Genomic DNA, 16,279 nt, shown 5'->3' with positions numbered 1-16,279 from the left:
TGCGGAAACGCAGTCCGGGGCCGTTCTCGTTCACGCTTGGGCGCGTTCACGCATCCGGGTGACGCTTCACCGGCGGGCGAGGCGGCGCTCCAGCTCTTCCCGCAGGTCGGCGGGCAGCGCTTCGGCGTCCAGGATTCGAGCCAGCTCGTCGGAGCGGTGCATGTAGATGTCGAAGGCCTCGGAGACGCCGATGCTGCGGGCCGGGCGGTGCACGACCTCGATCGGGTCACCGGCCAGCAGCCGGCCGGGGGTGAGGACGCGCAGATAGGTGCCGGTGCGGGTGGCCTCGGCGAAACGCTTGAGCCACTTCTTCTCGCCCATTTTGACCTGGAACGTCGAGCACGGGATGCGGCCGAAGGTGGGCTGCAGCTCCAGGGTGCCGCCGACCCGCCAGACCTCGCCGATCTGGGTGGCGTTGAGATCGAGGCCCTCGGTGGTCATGTTCTCGCCGAACCAGCCGTTGGCCAGCGGGCGGCCCAGCGACGCCGCCCACCAGTCGTAGTCCTCGCGGGAGTACGCGTACACGGCCTGGTCGTCGCCGCCGTGGTGCTTGACGTCGCCGATGGGGTCGCCGACCACGCCGCTGTGCAGGCCGGTGGTCTTGGGGCCGGGGGCGCGCACGTCGACCGCATGGTCGACCGGCAGCTTGTCGATGCCGGTGTTGCCACCGAAACGTTTGGCCGGGTTGGGCCGGGCCACGCCGACGTTCACCGAGAGCACCTTGCCGTCTGTCATGCCGTGAACTCCACGATCACTCGGTCCTCGACCGGGCGGAAGCCCAGCCGCTGATACAAAGCATTACTGGTCGGGTTGGCCAAGTCAGTGTTGAGGACCACGCTTTCGGCTCCTTCCGCCTGCGCTGTCCGGGCCGCGGCGACCGTGACGGCTCCGGCGTAGCCCCGGCCGCGTTGCACGGGCGGTGTGTAGACCAGCTGGATCCGGACAGCTCCGGCGGCGGGCTGCGACCGGGCCGCCATCGAGACGGGGCTCCGGCCGTCGTCCCAGAGCAGAATTCCTCCGTACGCCAGAAAGCGGGCCGGATCGGCCGGGCGGCGCTCCCCGATCTCGTCGTGAAAGGCCCGGAACCACCCTCGCAGCAGGTCCACGTCGTCCGGACCGGCGTAGCGGACGCCACCCGGGGGCAGGGGCGGCGGGATCAGCGAGACCAACCGGTAGAGGCGGGTGCGCCGGACGACGTGGGTGCGTACCCCGGCCCGGGTGCGCCAGCCCGCCGAGAACCCGTCGACCGCGCTCGCGGGCAGGTTGGCCCCGGGCAACGGGCGGCCGGCCAGCGCCTGCACGGCCGCCGACACGGCCGGGGTCGGCAGCTCGCTGAAGATCACCGGATAGGGCGGCGTCTGGAGCAGCACCCCGGAGACCTGACCGGCGGGCGTGCTCCACCAGCCGAAGACCGGGTCTTCCGGACCGTAGAAACGCAGGTCGCGCCGCAGCGTCTCGACCAGGGTGAGCAGGTTGGTGTGCTCGATCGGGCGGGAGCGCAGGAAGCCACCCGCGGCGGTGTGGAAGGTCTCGACATCTTCGGTCAGTTGCCAGGCCATAGCGCGATCATGTCGTCGCTTTGTGTGACGCGCGACCCCTTAAAGTCCCCACACCTTGGCTATGCGGGCCAGTGACTCTTGCCGAGTCGCCGGATCGAAGACCGTTCCCGCCAGCATCAGCTCTTGCACACCCGTACGGGCGACAAGCGCGTCGAGGTCGGCCACCACCTCTTCCGCGGTGCCGGCGTACTGGGTGCCGGGGAACGTCTCGTCGACGCCCATCCCGGCCGCGCGCTCGGGCGACACGATCGGCCCCAGACGGCCCGTACGCAGGCTCTGGAGCATCACCCGGCTCGGCCCGGCCAGGTAGTGGGCCTCGTCGGTGGTCTCGGCCGCGATCACCGACGCGCTGACCATCGCGTACGGCTCGGGAAAGCGCGGCGACGGCTGAAAACCGGCCCGGTAGAGCTGCAGGGCGGCGGCCACGTCGGTGCCGGTCGCGAAGTGATACGCGTAACAGAAGGGCAGGCCCAGGGCGGCCGCGACCTGAGCCCCGTACGTGGAGGAACCGAGCATCCAGACCTCGGGATAGCTCTCGGCGACCGGGGTCGGGCGGAGGCGGGCGGCGGGCCCGACGTCGATCCGGTCGTCGCCGAGGAGCGCCAGCACCGTGCGCAGGTGTTCCGGGAACTGCTCGACGGTCAGATAGGGCGAGACCCCGCGCAGCGCGGCCGCCGTCGCCTGGTCGGTGCCGGGGGCGCGGCCGATGCCCAGATCGATGCGACCGGGATGCAGCGCCTCGAGCAACGCGAACTGCTCGGCCACCACGAAAGGCATGTGGTTGGGCAGCATCACGCCACCCGATCCCACCCGAATCGTTGCAGTTTGTGCCGCCACCGATGCCATCAAAACGGGCGGCGCGGTCGAGGCGACCGCCGGCATGTTGTGGTGCTCGGCGACCCAGAAGCGCTGGTAGCCGAGCTCGTCGGCGGTGCGTGCGATGTCGATCGTGCCGCGCAGCGCATCGGCACTGGAGTGCCCCTCGCGGACCGTGGCCAGGTCGAGAACGGACAGGGGGACACGGTCGGGCGGCGTCACGACTCGACCCTAGCTCGCCACTGTTCAGCCCAGACGGAGACCATGAGCTTCTCAGTCCACACCACCATCGTCGGCCAGCGCCGGCCGTCCCCGGCCCCCGACGGCAAGGACGCTGCGCGCCCGGCCGGCGGGCCGCACCTCGGTTTCCGGCCGGACATCGAGGGCCTGCGGGCGATAGCGGTCGTGCTGGTGGTGCTCAGCCACGCCGGGATAGACCGGTTCGCCGGCGGCTACGTCGGGGTGGACGTCTTCTTCGTGATCTCCGGCTTCCTGATCACTACGCTGCTGGTCAAGGAGCTGGACCGGACGGGAACGGTCTCGCTGCGGGCCTTCTACGCGCGGCGGGCGCTCCGGTTGCTGCCGGTCTCGACCGTGGTGCTGGTGGCCACGGTGGTCGCGGCCTGGTTCTGGCTGCCGGCCACCCGGTTCGCGTCGATCTCGGCCGACGCCCTGTTCAGCACGTTCTACGGGATCAACTGGCGGCTGGCCTACGAGGGCACCGACTATCTCAACGCGACCGCGGCCCCCTCGCCGTTGCAGCACCTGTGGTCACTCGCGGTCGAGGAGCAGTTCTATCTGGTCTGGCCGCTGCTGCTGCTTGCTTTCTGGGCCCGGCGCCGGGTGCTGGTGGCGCTGACCGTGCTGGTCGTGGTGTCGCTGGCGATCAGCGTGCAGCAGACCGCGGCCGCGGCGCCGTGGGCCTATTTCGGATCGCACACGCGGGCCTGGGAACTGGGCGTCGGCGCGCTCGTGGCCGTTGCCGGGGGCTTTCTGCGGCGTACGCCGAAAGGGGTGGCGGCGATGCTCACGTGGGCCGGACTTCTGGCCGTGCTCGTAGCCGCCGTCACCTACGACAAGTCGACACCTTTCCCGGGCTACACCGCGCTGCTGCCCGTGCTCGGCACCGCCGCGGTGATCGCCGGAGGGTCGGCCGCGGGCGGCTGGGGCGCGAGTCGCGTGATCGGGACCGGGCCGTTCCGGTTCGTCGGCAAGCTCTCGTACGGCTGGTACCTGTGGCACTGGCCGGTGCTGATGATCTGGCCGCTCGCCCTCGGCCGCGACCCCGGCGTGAAGTCCGATCTGGCCTTCGCGGCGGCCGCGCTCGGCCTCGCCTGGGTCACGTATCACCTGGTCGAGAACCCGGTGCGGAACCGGCCGTGGCTGCGCCGGCGGGCTCGGCGGGGAGTGGCGATGGGGGTGGCGCTGTCGGCCTCGGCGGCCGTGCTGGCGCTGATCGCCGGGCAGTTCACGCCGGCCCTGCCGACCGGACCGGCCGCGCCCGACCTGCGGGGCGAGCTGGCCACGGCGTACGAACCTCAGGCGCGACTGACGCAGCTGATCACCACCTCGCTCGGCCGCGAGCGCCTGCCCGAGAATCTGACGCCGCAGCTGACGGGCGCGCTGAAACAGAGCCCGCAGATCTACCGCGACCAGTGCCACCTCAACTACACGCAGACGCGCCCCGACCGGGCCTGCGTCTACGGCGACCCGGCCGGCGCCCGCACGATGTACCTGATCGGCGACTCGCACGCCGCCCACTGGTTCCCGGCCGTCGACGCGGCCGCGCGCAACCAGGGCTGGCGGCTGATCGCGCTGACCAAGGCCGCGTGCCAGCTGCCGCAGGTGCGGACCTACAACGAGGTGCTCAAGCGGCCGTACGCCGAATGTGTGACCTGGCGGAACCAGGTGCTGCAGCGCATCGTGCGGGACCAGCCCGACCTGGTCGTGATGGCCTCCAACGACCTCGACAACGGCGGCCTGATCGGACCCGGCGGCCGGATCGGATCACGCCGGGCCGACCCGCTCTGGGTGCGCGGCTGGCAGCAGACCTGGCACCGGCTCAGCGGCACGCCGATGGTGCTGCTGCAGGACACGCCGCTGCCCAAGGGCGACGCCCCCGAGTGCGCGGCCGTGAACGCGCGACGGCTCGCCAAATGCGACCGCCGGGTGGCCACGGCGATCAGCGAACGGCCCCGGCGCGACCTGGTCGCCGACGCGGCCCAGGCCTCAGGGCTACGGGTGCTCAACCCGACGCCGTGGCTGTGCGCCCGGGGCATCTGCCCGATCGTCGTCGGCAACACGCTGGTCTACAAGGACAACAGCCACCTGACCGTCGATTACGCCCGCGCGCTGGCCCCGGTGGTCGAGCAGGCCCTCTGGCCCCGGCGCTAACGCCGCTGCTGGCTGCGGATGACCTGGACGCCGACGGTCACCGCGGCCAGCGCGGCGCCGGGCACGGCCAGCCACACCGGCCACGGGTAGATGTCAGTCTCGACGCTCACGGCGACCAGCGCGTAAACGACCAGGTTGACCACGGCCAGGGCGGCCCAGATGGTCCACAGCACGAGCATCGCGGTCGGCAGCCGGCGGGCGCGGCGGCGCTGGTCGGCCTCGTGGCGGGCGCGTACCTCGGCGGCGCTCAGACCGGGGCGGGGCAGGTCGGTGAGGAGCATCAACAGCTCCTCGTACGTCTTGGAGGAGTAGGCCAGGGCGACGCGTTCGTCGTACTCGTGCAGGGTCAGGCGACCCTCGTCGAGCGCGCTCTTCAACTGGTCGGCGACCTTCTGCCGATCCGTGTCGGCCGCGCGCATCGTCTCGATGTCATCTTTCGCCACGCCCGCTCCTTTGCGCACCCCCGTCGATCGGGTCAGGCTATCGGAGTCGTACGACCGCCCGGCAGGGGGAAAACCATGAGATTGCGCCTGGAAGACGTTGGATCCGACGACGTGGTGGCCCGGCACCGGGCCGCGTACGACGGCGCTGCCGCGGCCGACCGCGACAACCACGTCAAGCAACACTGGAAAGTGGACGAAAGGGCGGCGTTTCTCGACCGTTTACGCGCGGCGGAGGCGCGGACGCTGCTCGAGGTGGGCTGCGGCACCGGGCAGGACAGCCTGCACTTCCAGCAGCAGGGCCTGGCCGTGACGGCGGTCGACCTGTCCCCCGCGATGGTCGAGCGGGCCCGGGCGAAAGGGCTCGAGGCTTTCGTACGGGATGTGCGTGCTCTTGATTTCGCGGAGTCGACGTTCGACGCGGTCTACTCGCTCAACACGCTGCTGCACGTGCCGAACGCGGAACTGGACGCCGCGCTGGCCGCGATCCGCCAGGTGCTGGCGCCGGGCGGGCTGTTCTTCCTCGGCGTCTACGGCGGCGAGGACGAGGAGGGCGTGGCCCCCGACGACGTGCACGTGCCGCCCCGATTCTTCTCGTTCCGCTCCGACCAGCAACTGCTGACGTACGCCGAACGAGCCTTCGAAATCCTCGACTTCCACGCCTACGACGACGGGGCGGGCCGCCGCTTCCAAGCCCTGACCCTGGTCAAACCGTCACCGGGTGCGGCGGCGTAGGAGCGACGCGACTTCGAGCCGGAACGGGAACGGCTCCTCCGAAGTCAGCACCTGACCCGGACCCGCGATCTCGACCGCGGCGTAGTAGTTGCCGCCCATGTGACTTGCCGCCACATCTACTGATTGACCCGTCAGCGGCTCAGCTCGCCTTCCCATGAAGGCTAGTCAAGAAGCAACTTGTCACAAGACCCCCGATGCCGTCAACTCCAAGTCAGACGGGCTCGGCGGCCAGGGCTTCGCGTAGGCGGTCGGTAGCGCGCTCGTCGGCTCGGGCTATGGAACCGTGGGGGACGGCGGCGACCAGGGCGGCGACTGTCAGGACGGCTGCGACCAGGGCGAAGGCCCAGCTCAGGCCGCCGGGCTGGTCGACGATGGCGCCGGCGATGGCTCCGCCGGCGGCGCTGCCGGCCACGGAGACGGTGACGACCCACGTGTAGGCCTCGTTCAGCATCGCCGGTGGGGAGAGGCGGCCGACCAGGTTGGTCTCGACGGTCAGGGCGGGGGCGATCACCGCGCCGCCCAGCACCAGCGCCGCCCCGAGCCACAGAGGGCTGGGCATGAAGGCCAGCACCAGGAAGCTCAGCGCGACGCCGCCCAGCAGCCAGGCGAATTGCCGGGGCAGGGCCATCGCGGGCCGCCGGGTGCCGAACCAGATGCCGCCGATGGCGCTGCCCACACCCCAGATTCCCAGCAGTACGCCGCCCAGGCCGTCGCCCCCGCCGTGCTGGCCGGCGTAGGCGGGGACGATCACGCCCGCCGCGCCGAAGCCGATGCCGAGGGCGATCACGCAGACCAGCAGGGCCGGGAAGCCGGAGACCTTCAGCGGGCCCAGGCCGCGGGCCTCGGCGGCGTCCGCGTGGCGGTGGTGGCGTCGCATGACCGGCAGCCGGGAGATCACCAGCGTGCCGATCAGGGTGGCGACCGCCGCGCCGAGCAGGGCCGCGGCGGGGCTGGCGACGACGACGAAGCCGGCCACCAGGATCGGGCCCAGGACGAAGACCAGCTCGAACAGTGAGGTCTCGGCGGCGATAGCGGCGCCCCGCAGATGGTGCCGGCCGCTGCCGGGCTCGGTCATGTCTGTCCACGCGCGACGGATCGCGGCGGTCAGCGGCGGGTAGGTGGCGCCGGCCACCGCGGCGGCCACGAAGATCGCGGACTGAGTGCCGAGCAGCACGAGCGTGACGAGGGCCAGCGGGTGCAGGATCGCGGTGGTGACCAGGATCGGGGACGGGCCGATGCGGTCGGCCAGGCGGCCCGCGACGGGGCTGATCGCCGCGCCGGCCAGGGCGTACAGGCCGCCGGCCAGGCCGGCCACGGCGTAGCTGCCGGTGGCCTGCTCGACGAGCAGCAGCAACGCGAGCGGGGTCATGCCGATGCCGAGACGGGCCAAGATCCCGACGCTCAGGAGGACCCGTCCGCCCGGCAGATGCCAAACGCCCAGGTACTGACGTAGCGCGGTCACTTCACACTCTCCTCGGTAATGACTCAACGGGCTATCGGACCTTAACGCCGGGGGTGGGCGCAACACATCCGAAAAATGGGGAGTGGTGTGCGGAAACACAAGGGGCCGCCCCGGCGAGCGGGACGGCCCTGCGCTGGAACTTTGTCAGCGGGTGAACTGGATGGCGCCGGCCTGCTGACGCAGACGGGCGACGCGCTGCTCCATCGGCGGGTGGGTCGAGAAGAGCTTCGAGATGCCGCCGGCCCGGAACGGGTTGGCGATCATCAGGTGCGCGGCGCTGGTCAGGCGGTTGTCGGCCGGCAGCGGCAGGCGCTGAGCACCGTACGAAATTTTCTCGAGCGCACTGGCCAGGGCCAGCGGGTCACCGGTGAGGGTGGCGCCGTCGGCGTCGGCCTGGAACTCGCGGTTGCGGCTGATCGCCAGCTGGATGATCGTCGCGGCCAGCGGGCCGAGGATGAGCATCAGCAGCAGGGCGGCCGGGTTGGGGCTGTCCTCGTCGTCCCCGCCACCGCCGAGCGGCAGGAAGATCGCCAGATGGGCGAGGCTGGTGATGATGCCGGCCAGGGCGCCGGCCACGCTCGAGATCAGGATGTCGCGGTTGTAGACGTGCGACAGCTCGTGCCCGATCACCGCGCGCAGCTCACGCCGGCTCAGCAACTGGGTGATGCCGGTGGTCACGGCGACGGCCGCGTGCTGCGGATTGCGGCCGGTCGCGAACGCGTTCGGCTGCATCGTGGGCGAGACGTACAGGCGGGGCATCGGCTGCCCGGCGCTGGTCGCCAGCTCGCGCACTGTCTGGTAGAGCCAGGGCGCCTCGGCCTCGTTGACGGGCTGCGCGCGCATCGCCCGCAGGGCCAGCTTGTCCGAGAAGAAGTAGGAGCCGGCGTTCATGGCCAGCGAGAGGAAGACCGCGAACACGAGACCGCCACTGCCGCCGAGCCAATAGCCGGCGCCCAGGATGATGGCCGTCAGCAGACCCAGCAGAGCGGCCGTCTTGAGGCCGTTGTGATGGCTGTGCAACAGGAACTCCTTCGATCTGCGACCCGATGGGGTCACGCACCGATGGAACGCCGCCGGCCTGCGGTTTCATCCGGGCCGGGCTGTGAGTTCGCTGTACGCGACCACGTGATCACCGAATCCGGCCGGGCCCGCCTGTGGATAACTCGCCTTGATCGTTTGACGGTCGCATAGCTTGGGCCCGCCCCCAGGTCGGGTGGGGTGGGCTGGTCAGGGGTGCCGTCGGGTCGCTGGGAGGTTGCGGGCCTCAGATCGCCGAGGTAGGGGCCGAAACGTCTGGGGCTACGGACGGATGCGACCCGAGGACGGCAGATGAGCAACGACGACCCGCGTTCCCCCTCGCCGTCGCCTGAGGGCTGGCTGACGCCCGGTGGGCGGACACCGCCGCCGACCTGGGGGCTCGGGTCGCCGGGCGACCAGATGTGGGCCGGGGCGGAGAAGGGCAGCTGGCTCGCCCGGAACAAGGTCATCGGCGGCGTGGCCGCGGGCCTCGTGGGGCTCAGCTTGCTCGTGGGGGTCGGCGTGATCGCCGAGAAGTCCGCCGGGTCGCCGTCGGTGGCGCAGGCTGCCCCGCCGCCGGTGCCGATCCTCGAGGAGGAGACGGCGGACGACGAGGTGGCGACCGCGGACGAGAAAGCCCCGAGCGACAAGACGGCGGCCAAGAAGGCGGCCACGACGAGCAAGGGGTCGGCCGAGAAGGTGGCCGCCGAGAAGGCCGCGGCCCGCAAGAAGGCGGCCGAGAAGAAGGCGGCGGCGAAGCGGGCGGCCGCGCGGAAGAAGGCCGCCCAGCAGCGGGCCACCCTGCCCACGGACACCGACTGCGACCTGCTCGGGGACGAGGCTGTCCGGATCTCGCGGGAGTCGAAACTCAAGGTCAAGGTGACCAAGGTTCACGATCTTGAGGTCTACAAGGACAACCGGAAGACGTTCGCTTTCCCGGCCGGGTCGGAGCACGAGCTCGTGCTGTCGTGCCGGGGGCTGGCCGCGACCTCGGACGGCATGGACAACGTGCCGATCGCGGTCCGGATGGAGGTCGACTCGAAGGGCAAGTACTACGTCGGCTACCGGGGGCTCTAGGAGAGCGCGTCGAACAGCAGCTGCGGGGCGAAGCCCAGCACGACGGCGGCGGCCGCGGCGGTGATCAGGGCCGCGGCCACGGGGTGGGTCACCGGGCGGCGCGGGTTCAGGGCCGCCTCGAGCAGGGCGGGATCGGCCACCGAGATCCCCACCTGCGGTGGGGCGGCATAAAGCAGAGCACCTACCCGTACGTAATAGGCCAGTGCGATGACCGCGTTCAGGGCCACCGCCACGGCGAGCCAGGTCTGGCCGTGGTCGATCAGGGCGTCGACGATGGTGACCTTGGCGAACAGGCCGGCCAGGCCCGGCGGCAGACCGGCCAGCCCGGCCAGGGCCAGCACGAGCGCCGCCCCCAGCCACGGGGATCGCCGCGCCGCGCCGCGGTAGGACGCGATGTCGCCACCGTCCTCGCCCGGCGGGCGCAGGGCCGCGACCACGCCGAAGGCGATGAACTCGAGAACCACGAAGAAGACGGCGTACGCGGCGGCTGCTTCCAGGCCGTCCGCGCCCAGGGCCAGCGGGGCCAGGATGTAGCCCGCCTGGGCGATCGACGACCAGGCCAGCAAGCGGACCATGCGGGTCTGGCGCAGCGCCACCAGGTTGCCGACGGTCATGGTGAGCAGGGCCAGGAAAGCGGTCAGCGAGGCCGCCTCGAGGCGGGTCACGATCGCGGCCAGGGCCAGGACGCCGCCCAGCTTGGACGCGGTCGACAGGTAGGCCGCGACGGGCAGCGGGGAACCCTCGTAGGTCGGCGGGGCCCAGGCGTGCAGCGGGACGGCCGCGACCTTGAACGCGAGACCGATGACCATCAGGGCCACACCGGCCGTGGCCACGGGCGCGGTGACGCCGGCCCCCTCGATCAGGCGGTCGAAGTGCAGGGCTCCGGTGGCGGCGTAGTTGAGGGCCGCGCCGAGCAGCGCGATGGCTGTGGAGATCACGCTGATCAGGAAGAACGTGACCGAGGCGGCGGCCCCCGAGGTCGTGACGCGCTCGCCGGGGGCGAATCGGCGCAGGCCCACCAGCAGGTACAGCGGCAAAGTCAGGGTCTCGAGACCGACGATCAAAGTGATCAGATCTCCGGCGTACGCCACCACGACGCCGCCGGTCATCGAGGCGGCCAGCAGGAAGCAGAACTCGCCCACGGGCGCCGTGCCCAGCCCCAGAGAGGGGGCCGAGAGGGCCAGCACCCCAACTGTGAGCAGCGCGAACACGACCGCCGAGGTGGCCGCCAGCGGGGTCGGGACCCAGGAGCAGGCACTGCCGTTCGGGTCGCAGAACGTGCCGACCCGGGCGCCGGTGACGATCGCGGCGACGACGGTGGCCAGGCCGCCGGACGCGAGGACGCCCATGGTCACGACCCGGCGGGCGATCAGCAGGTCGGCCAGCAGCACCAGCACGGCGGTGCCGGCCGCGGCGTACAGCGGCAGCAGCGAGATGTGGTCCACGGTCTGCGCCCTCATCGGAGTGCCTCCGTCAGGGCTCGTACGGGTGCGCTCGTCGCGGCCAGGATCAGGGTCGGCGCCAGGCCCACGGCCAGCGTGAGGACCACCAGCGGGGACCAGGCCAGCCATTCGGCGCGGCTGATGGCGTACGGCTCGGCCACCGCGACCGCCCGGCCGTGCGTGACCTTGCGCAGCAGACGCAGGAAGTACGCCGCGGTCAGCGCGCCGCCGACGGCCGCCAGCACGGCCAGCGTCACCCACAGGCCGCCGCCGCGCTGCACGGACGCGACCACGGCGAACGCCTCACCCCAGAAGCCGGCCAGCCCGGGCAGGCCCAGCGACGCGATGGCGGCGAAGCCGAGCAGGCCGGCCAGTCGCGGAGCGGTCTCGCGCAGGCCACCGAGATCGGCCAGTTCGCCGGTGTGGGCCCTGTCCTTGATCGCGCCGGCCAGGAAGAACAGCAGGCCGGTGATCAGCCCGTGGGCGACGTTGCCGAGCAGGGCCGCCTGCAGGCCGGTGGTGGTGAGGGTGGCGATGCCGAGCAGCACGAAACCCATGTGGCCGACGCTGGAATAGGCGATCAGGCGCTTGAGCTCGGTCTGGCGCAGGCAGATCAGGGCGCCGGCCAGGATCGCGGCCACGGCCAGGATGCCGAGCAGCGGCGCCGCCCACTCCGCGCCGAGCGGCGTGACGCCGACCCCGATCCGGATCAGGCCGTACGTGCCCATCTTGAGCAGCACGCCGGCCAGGATCACCGAGCCGACCGTGGGGGCCTGGGTGTGCGCGTCGGGCAGCCAGGTGTGCAGCGGCCAGAGCGGGGCCTTCACGGCGAAAGCCAGGGCGAACAGGGCGAACGCGGCGTACTGGGTGCCTCGCGACAGGTCGGTGCTGCCGGTCAGCTGGACCAGGTCGCCGGTGCCGGCCGCGGCGGTGACGGTGATGACGCCGAGCAGCAGCAACACCGAGCCGAACAGCGTGTACAGCACGAACTTGCGCGCGGCCCGCCGCCGGTCGTCGCCGCCCCAGCCCGCGATCACCGCGTACATGGGCAGCAGGACGACCTCGAAGAACAGGAAGAACAGGATCAGGTCGAGGGCCAGGAACGTGCCGAGGATGCCGACCTCGAGCACCAGCAGCAGCGCGACCAGGGTGCGGCCGGAGCCACCGGCCGGGACCCGCCACGTTGTGTACGCGCAACACAGCACCGTGAGCAGGCCGGTGAGCGCGACGAGCGGGTACGAGACGCCGTCGACGCCCAGGTGGAAATCGAGCCGCAGCGCGGGCACCCAGGCCACGTCAAGGTCAACCCACGGCAGTACGGCGAGGGGGTGGGCCGACAGGGCCGACCAGCCGTCGTTCCGGCCGAAGGGCAGCACCGCGATCGGGATCAGGGTGAGCGCGGCGAAGACCGTGCCGGTGATGCGGGCCGCGTGGTCGTGCCGGGCCGGGAGCAGCGCGAGCACGGCCGCCCCGAGAGCCGGGACGACCAGGACGGCGAGCAGGGCCACGGTCATGCGGCGGCTCCGAACAGGACGGCCACGGCGCCGAGGAGCAGGGCGCCGGCGAGGACGGCCGCGGCCGCGGCGGGCAGCGGGAGGCGGTGGGCGTAGGCGAGCGCGGCGCCCACGCGCGATGTGGTGGTGCCGGTGCCTTCGACGGCGGCGTCCACCACTCGGGTGTCGACCGTGAGCACCGCTCGGGCGAGCGCCCGAACCGGTCGTACGAAAAACCGGTCTTGAACTTCATCGAGGCGGAAACCGGCCGCGAGCAGGGGACGCGCGCGGCCCAGGGCCATCGCGGGATCGACGCCGGGCACCGCCCGCCAGAGCCACCAGGCGGCGGTGGCGCCGGCCGCGAGCAGGATCAACGGCAGGACGACGGCCACGCTGAGGTGGGGTTCGTCCAGTTCCAGAGCGGTCCGGAAGCCCGGGGCCCAGGCGGCCAGGCCGAGCAGGACCGACGGGACGGCCAGCAGCAGGATCGGCCAGCGCATCGCGCCCGGCGGATCGTGCGGGGCCGCGGGCTGGGTGTAGCGGGCGTCGTCGAAGCCCACCTCCCAGTCCGGGCCGTCGGGGCCGTGCGCGCGCGAGATGCCGAGAAAAGCCCAGAGCAGCAGGCGCGTCGCGTACCAGGCGGTGATCGCGACGGCGAAGAGCGCGGCGATCCAGACCAGCCAGCCGACCCAGATCGGCGCGGTCTCGCCGCCCTCGGTGGCGTGCGCGGCCGCGGTCAGCACGTTCTCTTTCGACCAGAAGCCGGCCAGCGGCGGGAGGCCGGCCAGCGCGCCCAGCCCGGCGACGAACGACCAGAACGTGACCGGCATGTGCTCGCGGAGGCCGCCCATGCGCGACAGGTAGTTGGTGCCGACGGCGTGGATGACGGCGCCGGCCGCGAGGAACAGCAGGGCCTTGAACGCTGCGTGCGTGAGTAGGTGGAACAGGGCGGCCGCGGGTGAGCCGACGGCCAGCGCGCCGGTCATGTAGCCGATCTGACTGACCGTCGACCAGGCGAGAACACGTTTGAGGTCGTCCTGGGCCATCGCGCTCAACGCGCCGAGCAGGATCGTGATCGCGGCCATCACGCCGAGCACGGCCAGGGCGGCCGGGGACTGCTCGAACAGCGGGTAGAGGCGGAAGACGACGTAGACGCCGGCCGCGACCATCGTGGCCGCGTGGATCAGGGCCGAGATCGGGGTCGGGCCGGCCATCGCGTCGGGCAGCCACGTGTGCAGCGGGAACTGGGCGCTCTTGCCGGCCACCCCAGCCAGGATGAGCAGCAGGGCGGCGGTGTGCGGGGGCTGGGCCAGGACGTCGGCCAGGCGGCTGCTGCCGGCGTCGACGATCAGGAAGGCCACGCCGAGCAGGAAGCCGATGTCGCCGATCCGGGTGACCAGGAACGCCTTGACGGCCGCGGCGGGGGCCTCGGGCAGGCGGCGGTCGTGGCCGATCAGCAGGTACGAGCAGGCACCCATGATCTCCCAGCCGACGACCACACCGATCAGGTCGCCGCTGGTCACCACCAGCAGCATGGCCCCGGTGAAGAGGCTGATCTGGGCGGCGTACGGGGCGTAGCGCGGGTCGTCGTGCAGGTAGGCCACGGAGTAGACCTGCACGCAGAGCGCGACGGTAGCGACGGCCAGTGCCACATACAGAGCGGCATGACCGACGGAGATACCGAGCGTGAGGTCGATGTCGCCGAGGCTCACCCAGTGTGTGGACAGCTCGATCGGCTTGGTCGCGAAGAGTAGGACGCCGAGGGTCACCAGCAGTGAGATGGCGGCGCCGGCGATACCGAGAGTGGCGGCGGGTCTTCTTCGGCCGGCGTCGTCGCCGGCCGGGAGGAGAAGACCGGCCAGGCCCAGGAGCAGGGGTACGGCAGGGATCAGGACGGCGGCGTTCACCCGGTCACCCGCTCGTGGTCGTGCTCGTGCAGGGCCACGTCGTCGAGGACGACGGCGCGACGCAGGCGGTAGTACTGCAGGATGATCGCCAGGCCGACACCGACCTCGGCCGCGGCCAGCACGATGACGAAGAGTGCGAAGATCGCGCCCGCCCGCGGTTCGGGGACGGGATAGGCCCAGGCCTCGGGTTGGACACCGGACAGCGCGGACTTGATGGTGGCGTCGGCGGCGACCAGGATCAGGTTGACCGCGTTGAGCATCAGCTCGACAGCCATCAGGACCAGGATCGCGTTGCGGCGGCGCAGGACGCCGTAGACGCCGAGGGCGAAGAGCAGACCGGCGATGACGTACGGGATGACCGCGTGCATCAGGCCTCCTCGCCGTCTCGGTCGGGGGCTTTCGGCAGCTCCCTCTTCGAGGGGGCGGGCAGCGCTTTGTCCTCGCCACGCGGGAGCGCTTTGTCCTCGCCGCGTGGGAGGGCGCGAGTCTGGTTCTCGCGGCTCGTGCCTTCAATGACCCGCGGGCGCGCCTGATCGGACATTTCCGGCTGGGTGGCGCCCAGGGCGGGGCCGGCCTCGCGGGCGCGGAAGACGACGTCGTGAGCCTGCTCCTTGAGGACGTCCTCGCGGGTCTTCACCGGGGCGGCGCCGGTGCTCTCGGCGGCGGCCGTCTCGGCGGCGCGCTGGGCCCGGAGCCTGTCCTGGGCGGCGGCCTGGCGGGCGGCGATCCGCTCGAGCCGGGCCCGCACCTCGTCCGACTCGTCCACCGGGCCGGGTGGGGGTGTGTCGGTGTCGGCCGGGGCGTTCGGGTCGGGGCGGGCGCCGATGTCCGGGCGGGAGAGCACGATCGCGCCGACCAGCGCGGCCAGCAGCAGGATCGACAGCACCTCGAACGGCAGCACCCAGGCGCCGAAGATCTGCTCGCCGACGCGGCGGCCGGTGCCGGGCGGGGGCAGCTCGTACTCGGTCCAGCGGAACGCGTCGACCAGCAGGACAGTCAGGCCCAGCCCGACCCCGCCGCCGATCAGAGCGGCCGGCAGGGCGGGGCGGTCGAGATCCGGGGACGGGCCGATCGGGGCCCGGGTCAGCATGACCGCGAACAGCAACAGCACGACGACGGCGCCGACGTAGACCAGGATCTGTACCCAGGCCACCAGTTCGGCCCCGAGCACGAGATAGAGGCCGGCGATCGCGCCCAGGCTCACCACCAGGTAGAACCCGGCGCGGACCAGGTGCGAGCTGGTGACGACGAAGACGGCGGAGCCGACCGCGATCGCGCCGAGAGCCAGCATCAGCGCGTCCGCTACGGTCACCGGCCCGACTCCGGCGCCTCGGGACGGCGTACCGGGGGTCTGGCGGTCTTGGCGGCAGTGGCCGCACCCGGACCGGCGGCCTTGCGCGCCGCCGTGGCCTCTTCTTTCGAGGGCTCGCCGAGCACGTCGTGGGCCGGCGGCGGAGGCACGGTGCGCATCCACTCCCCCAGCCGGTTCTTGTCGTGCAGCAGGTCGAGGACGTCGGTCTCGGCGTACTCGAACTCGGGCGTCCAGTGCAGCGCGTCGAACGGGCAGACCTCGATGCAGATCCCGCAGTACATGCAGAGCGAGAAGTCGATGTCGAACCGGTCGAGCACGTTGCGCTGCCGCGAGCGGGCCGCGCCGGGGACGACGACCTCTTCTTTGTGCGAGTCGATGTAGATGCACCAGTCCGGGCACTCCCGGGCGCAGAGCATGCAGACCGTGCAGTTCTCCTCGGTGAGCGCGATGACGCCCCGGCTGCGCGGCGGCAGTTCGGGCTCTACGTCGGGGTACTGCTGGGTGGTCGAGCGCTGGGTCATCGTCTTGAACGTCACGGCGAGCCCCTGGACAAGGCCCTTGCCGGGCATGCCGCGCTCCCCGTCGTCACTCACAAACGCATATCCTGCCCCGTCGCTCCATTTGA

At 71.7% G+C, this 16,279-nt stretch carries 15 protein-coding genes and 1 pseudogene; 3 read left to right on the top strand and 13 right to left on the bottom strand.

The window, feature by feature from the left end; all coding sequences use genetic code 11:
* Positions 1-66: 66 nt before the first annotated feature.
* From M1L60_RS34300 to M1L60_RS34290, 3 genes are read right to left on the bottom strand one after another with little or no spacing between them, the layout of a single operon-like run.
* Positions 67-735 carry an MOSC domain-containing protein gene (locus tag M1L60_RS34300; protein ID WP_253241724.1) on the bottom strand — a complete coding sequence of 223 codons (669 nt, stop codon included), beginning with the start codon at positions 733-735 and terminating at the stop codon, positions 67-69.
* Positions 732-1,559, bottom strand: coding sequence for a GNAT family N-acetyltransferase (locus M1L60_RS34295; protein ID WP_253241723.1), 828 nt, complete (start codon positions 1,557-1,559; stop codon positions 732-734). The genes M1L60_RS34300 and M1L60_RS34295 overlap by 4 nt, the downstream gene beginning before the upstream one ends.
* A 39-nt stretch (positions 1,560-1,598) precedes the next feature.
* Positions 1,599-2,597: an LLM class flavin-dependent oxidoreductase gene (locus tag M1L60_RS34290; protein WP_253241722.1), complete on the bottom strand. Its 999-nt coding sequence runs from the start codon at positions 2,595-2,597 to the stop codon at positions 1,599-1,601.
* A 42-nt stretch (positions 2,598-2,639) separates the two neighbouring features.
* Here M1L60_RS34290 and M1L60_RS34285 point away from each other — a divergent pair, with 42 nt between their 5' ends.
* The gene (locus M1L60_RS34285; RefSeq protein ID WP_253241721.1) at positions 2,640-4,769 is read left to right on the top strand and encodes an acyltransferase family protein; all 2,130 of its coding nucleotides are present in this window, start codon (positions 2,640-2,642) and stop codon (positions 4,767-4,769) included.
* Here the strand turns inward: M1L60_RS34285 and M1L60_RS34280 are convergent.
* Positions 4,766-5,188 carry a DUF1707 SHOCT-like domain-containing protein gene (locus tag M1L60_RS34280; RefSeq protein WP_256517751.1) on the bottom strand — a complete coding sequence of 141 codons (423 nt, stop codon included), beginning with the start codon at positions 5,186-5,188 and terminating at the stop codon, positions 4,766-4,768. The two genes, M1L60_RS34285 and M1L60_RS34280, sit on opposite strands and share 4 nt — an antisense overlap.
* 99 nt (positions 5,189-5,287) lie before the next feature.
* Between M1L60_RS34280 and M1L60_RS34275 the strand changes: the two genes are divergently transcribed.
* Positions 5,288-5,944, top strand: a complete 657-nt coding sequence (locus M1L60_RS34275; RefSeq protein WP_438862183.1) for a class I SAM-dependent methyltransferase — start codon at positions 5,288-5,290, stop codon at positions 5,942-5,944.
* Here M1L60_RS34275 and M1L60_RS47295 read toward each other — a convergent pair.
* The 3 genes from M1L60_RS47295 to htpX all read right to left on the bottom strand — a co-directional run bounded on the left by M1L60_RS47295 (position 5,924) and on the right by htpX (position 8,426).
* Entirely contained in the window at positions 5,924-6,058 is a 135-nt protein-coding gene (locus tag M1L60_RS47295) for a hypothetical protein (protein ID WP_256517715.1), read from the bottom strand. The two genes, M1L60_RS34275 and M1L60_RS47295, sit on opposite strands and share 21 nt — an antisense overlap.
* 97 nt (positions 6,059-6,155) lie before the next feature.
* Positions 6,156-7,406 (bottom strand): MFS transporter, encoded by a 1,251-nt coding sequence (locus M1L60_RS34270; RefSeq protein WP_253241719.1) that lies wholly within the window; start codon positions 7,404-7,406, stop codon positions 6,156-6,158.
* 144 nt (positions 7,407-7,550) lie between these two features.
* Entirely contained in the window at positions 7,551-8,426 is an 876-nt protein-coding gene (htpX, locus tag M1L60_RS34265) for a zinc metalloprotease HtpX (protein WP_253241718.1), read from the bottom strand.
* A gap of 309 nt (positions 8,427-8,735) precedes the next feature.
* Between htpX and M1L60_RS34260 the strand changes: the two genes are divergently transcribed.
* Complete coding sequence (locus M1L60_RS34260; protein WP_253241717.1) at positions 8,736-9,500, top strand: hypothetical protein; 765 nt, start codon at positions 8,736-8,738, stop codon at positions 9,498-9,500.
* Here the strand turns inward: M1L60_RS34260 and M1L60_RS34255 are convergent.
* The 6 genes and pseudogenes from M1L60_RS34255 to M1L60_RS34230 form a co-directional block, all read right to left on the bottom strand.
* Complete coding sequence (locus tag M1L60_RS34255; protein ID WP_253241716.1) at positions 9,497-10,960, bottom strand: NADH-quinone oxidoreductase subunit N; 1,464 nt, start codon at positions 10,958-10,960, stop codon at positions 9,497-9,499. The genes M1L60_RS34260 and M1L60_RS34255 overlap by 4 nt on opposite strands.
* The gene (locus tag M1L60_RS34250) at positions 10,957-12,456 is read right to left on the bottom strand and encodes a complex I subunit 4 family protein (RefSeq protein ID WP_253241715.1); all 1,500 of its coding nucleotides are present in this window, start codon (positions 12,454-12,456) and stop codon (positions 10,957-10,959) included. Before M1L60_RS34250 ends, M1L60_RS34255 begins: the two co-directional genes overlap by 4 nt.
* Positions 12,453-14,342, bottom strand: a complete 1,890-nt coding sequence (locus tag M1L60_RS34245; RefSeq protein ID WP_253241714.1) for an NADH-quinone oxidoreductase subunit 5 family protein — start codon at positions 14,340-14,342, stop codon at positions 12,453-12,455. Before M1L60_RS34245 ends, M1L60_RS34250 begins: the two co-directional genes overlap by 4 nt.
* Positions 14,339-14,710: an NADH-quinone oxidoreductase subunit NuoK gene (nuoK, locus tag M1L60_RS34240; RefSeq protein ID WP_253241713.1), complete on the bottom strand. Its 372-nt coding sequence runs from the start codon at positions 14,708-14,710 to the stop codon at positions 14,339-14,341. Before nuoK ends, M1L60_RS34245 begins: the two co-directional genes overlap by 4 nt.
* A gap of 374 nt (positions 14,711-15,084) precedes the next feature.
* Positions 15,085-15,654, bottom strand: a pseudogene (locus M1L60_RS34235) (NADH-quinone oxidoreductase subunit J family protein); the annotation flags it as partial.
* On the bottom strand, positions 15,651-16,223 hold the full coding sequence (locus tag M1L60_RS34230) for a NuoI/complex I 23 kDa subunit family protein (RefSeq protein ID WP_256517748.1): 573 nt from the start codon (positions 16,221-16,223) through the stop codon (positions 15,651-15,653). The gene M1L60_RS34230 and the pseudogene M1L60_RS34235, both read right to left, overlap by 4 nt.
* Positions 16,224-16,279 lie beyond the last annotated feature (56 nt).

The organism is Paractinoplanes aksuensis, from assembly GCF_024137025.1.
GTDB lineage: Bacteria > Actinomycetota > Actinomycetes > Mycobacteriales > Micromonosporaceae > Actinoplanes > Actinoplanes aksuensis.
Note: the sequence above shows the minus strand (reverse complement) of the source record. Positions and strands in the feature narration are given on the sequence as shown.

What these genes read in the sequence shown, in the direction of transcription:
- M1L60_RS34260 (WP_253241717.1), top strand. Translation starts at nt 8,736, where the DNA reads ATGAGCAACGACGACCCGCGTTCCCCCTCGCCGTCGCCTGAGGGCTGG.
- M1L60_RS34280 (WP_256517751.1), bottom strand. Translation starts at nt 5,188, where the DNA reads ATGCGCGCGGCCGACACGGATCGGCAGAAGGTCGCCGACCAGTTGAAG.
- M1L60_RS34275 (WP_438862183.1), top strand. Translation starts at nt 5,288, where the DNA reads ATGAGATTGCGCCTGGAAGACGTTGGATCCGACGACGTGGTGGCCCGG.
- M1L60_RS34285 (WP_253241721.1), top strand. Translation starts at nt 2,640, where the DNA reads ATGAGCTTCTCAGTCCACACCACCATCGTCGGCCAGCGCCGGCCGTCC.
- M1L60_RS34295 (WP_253241723.1), bottom strand. Translation starts at nt 1,559, where the DNA reads ATGGCCTGGCAACTGACCGAAGATGTCGAGACCTTCCACACCGCCGCG.
- M1L60_RS34255 (WP_253241716.1), bottom strand. Translation starts at nt 10,960, where the DNA reads ATGAGGGCGCAGACCGTGGACCACATCTCGCTGCTGCCGCTGTACGCC.
- nuoK (WP_253241713.1), bottom strand. Translation starts at nt 14,710, where the DNA reads ATGCACGCGGTCATCCCGTACGTCATCGCCGGTCTGCTCTTCGCCCTC.
- M1L60_RS34230 (WP_256517748.1), bottom strand. Translation starts at nt 16,223, where the DNA reads ATGCCCGGCAAGGGCCTTGTCCAGGGGCTCGCCGTGACGTTCAAGACG.
- M1L60_RS34300 (WP_253241724.1), bottom strand. Translation starts at nt 735, where the DNA reads ATGACAGACGGCAAGGTGCTCTCGGTGAACGTCGGCGTGGCCCGGCCC.
- M1L60_RS34250 (WP_253241715.1), bottom strand. Translation starts at nt 12,456, where the DNA reads ATGACCGTGGCCCTGCTCGCCGTCCTGGTCGTCCCGGCTCTCGGGGCG.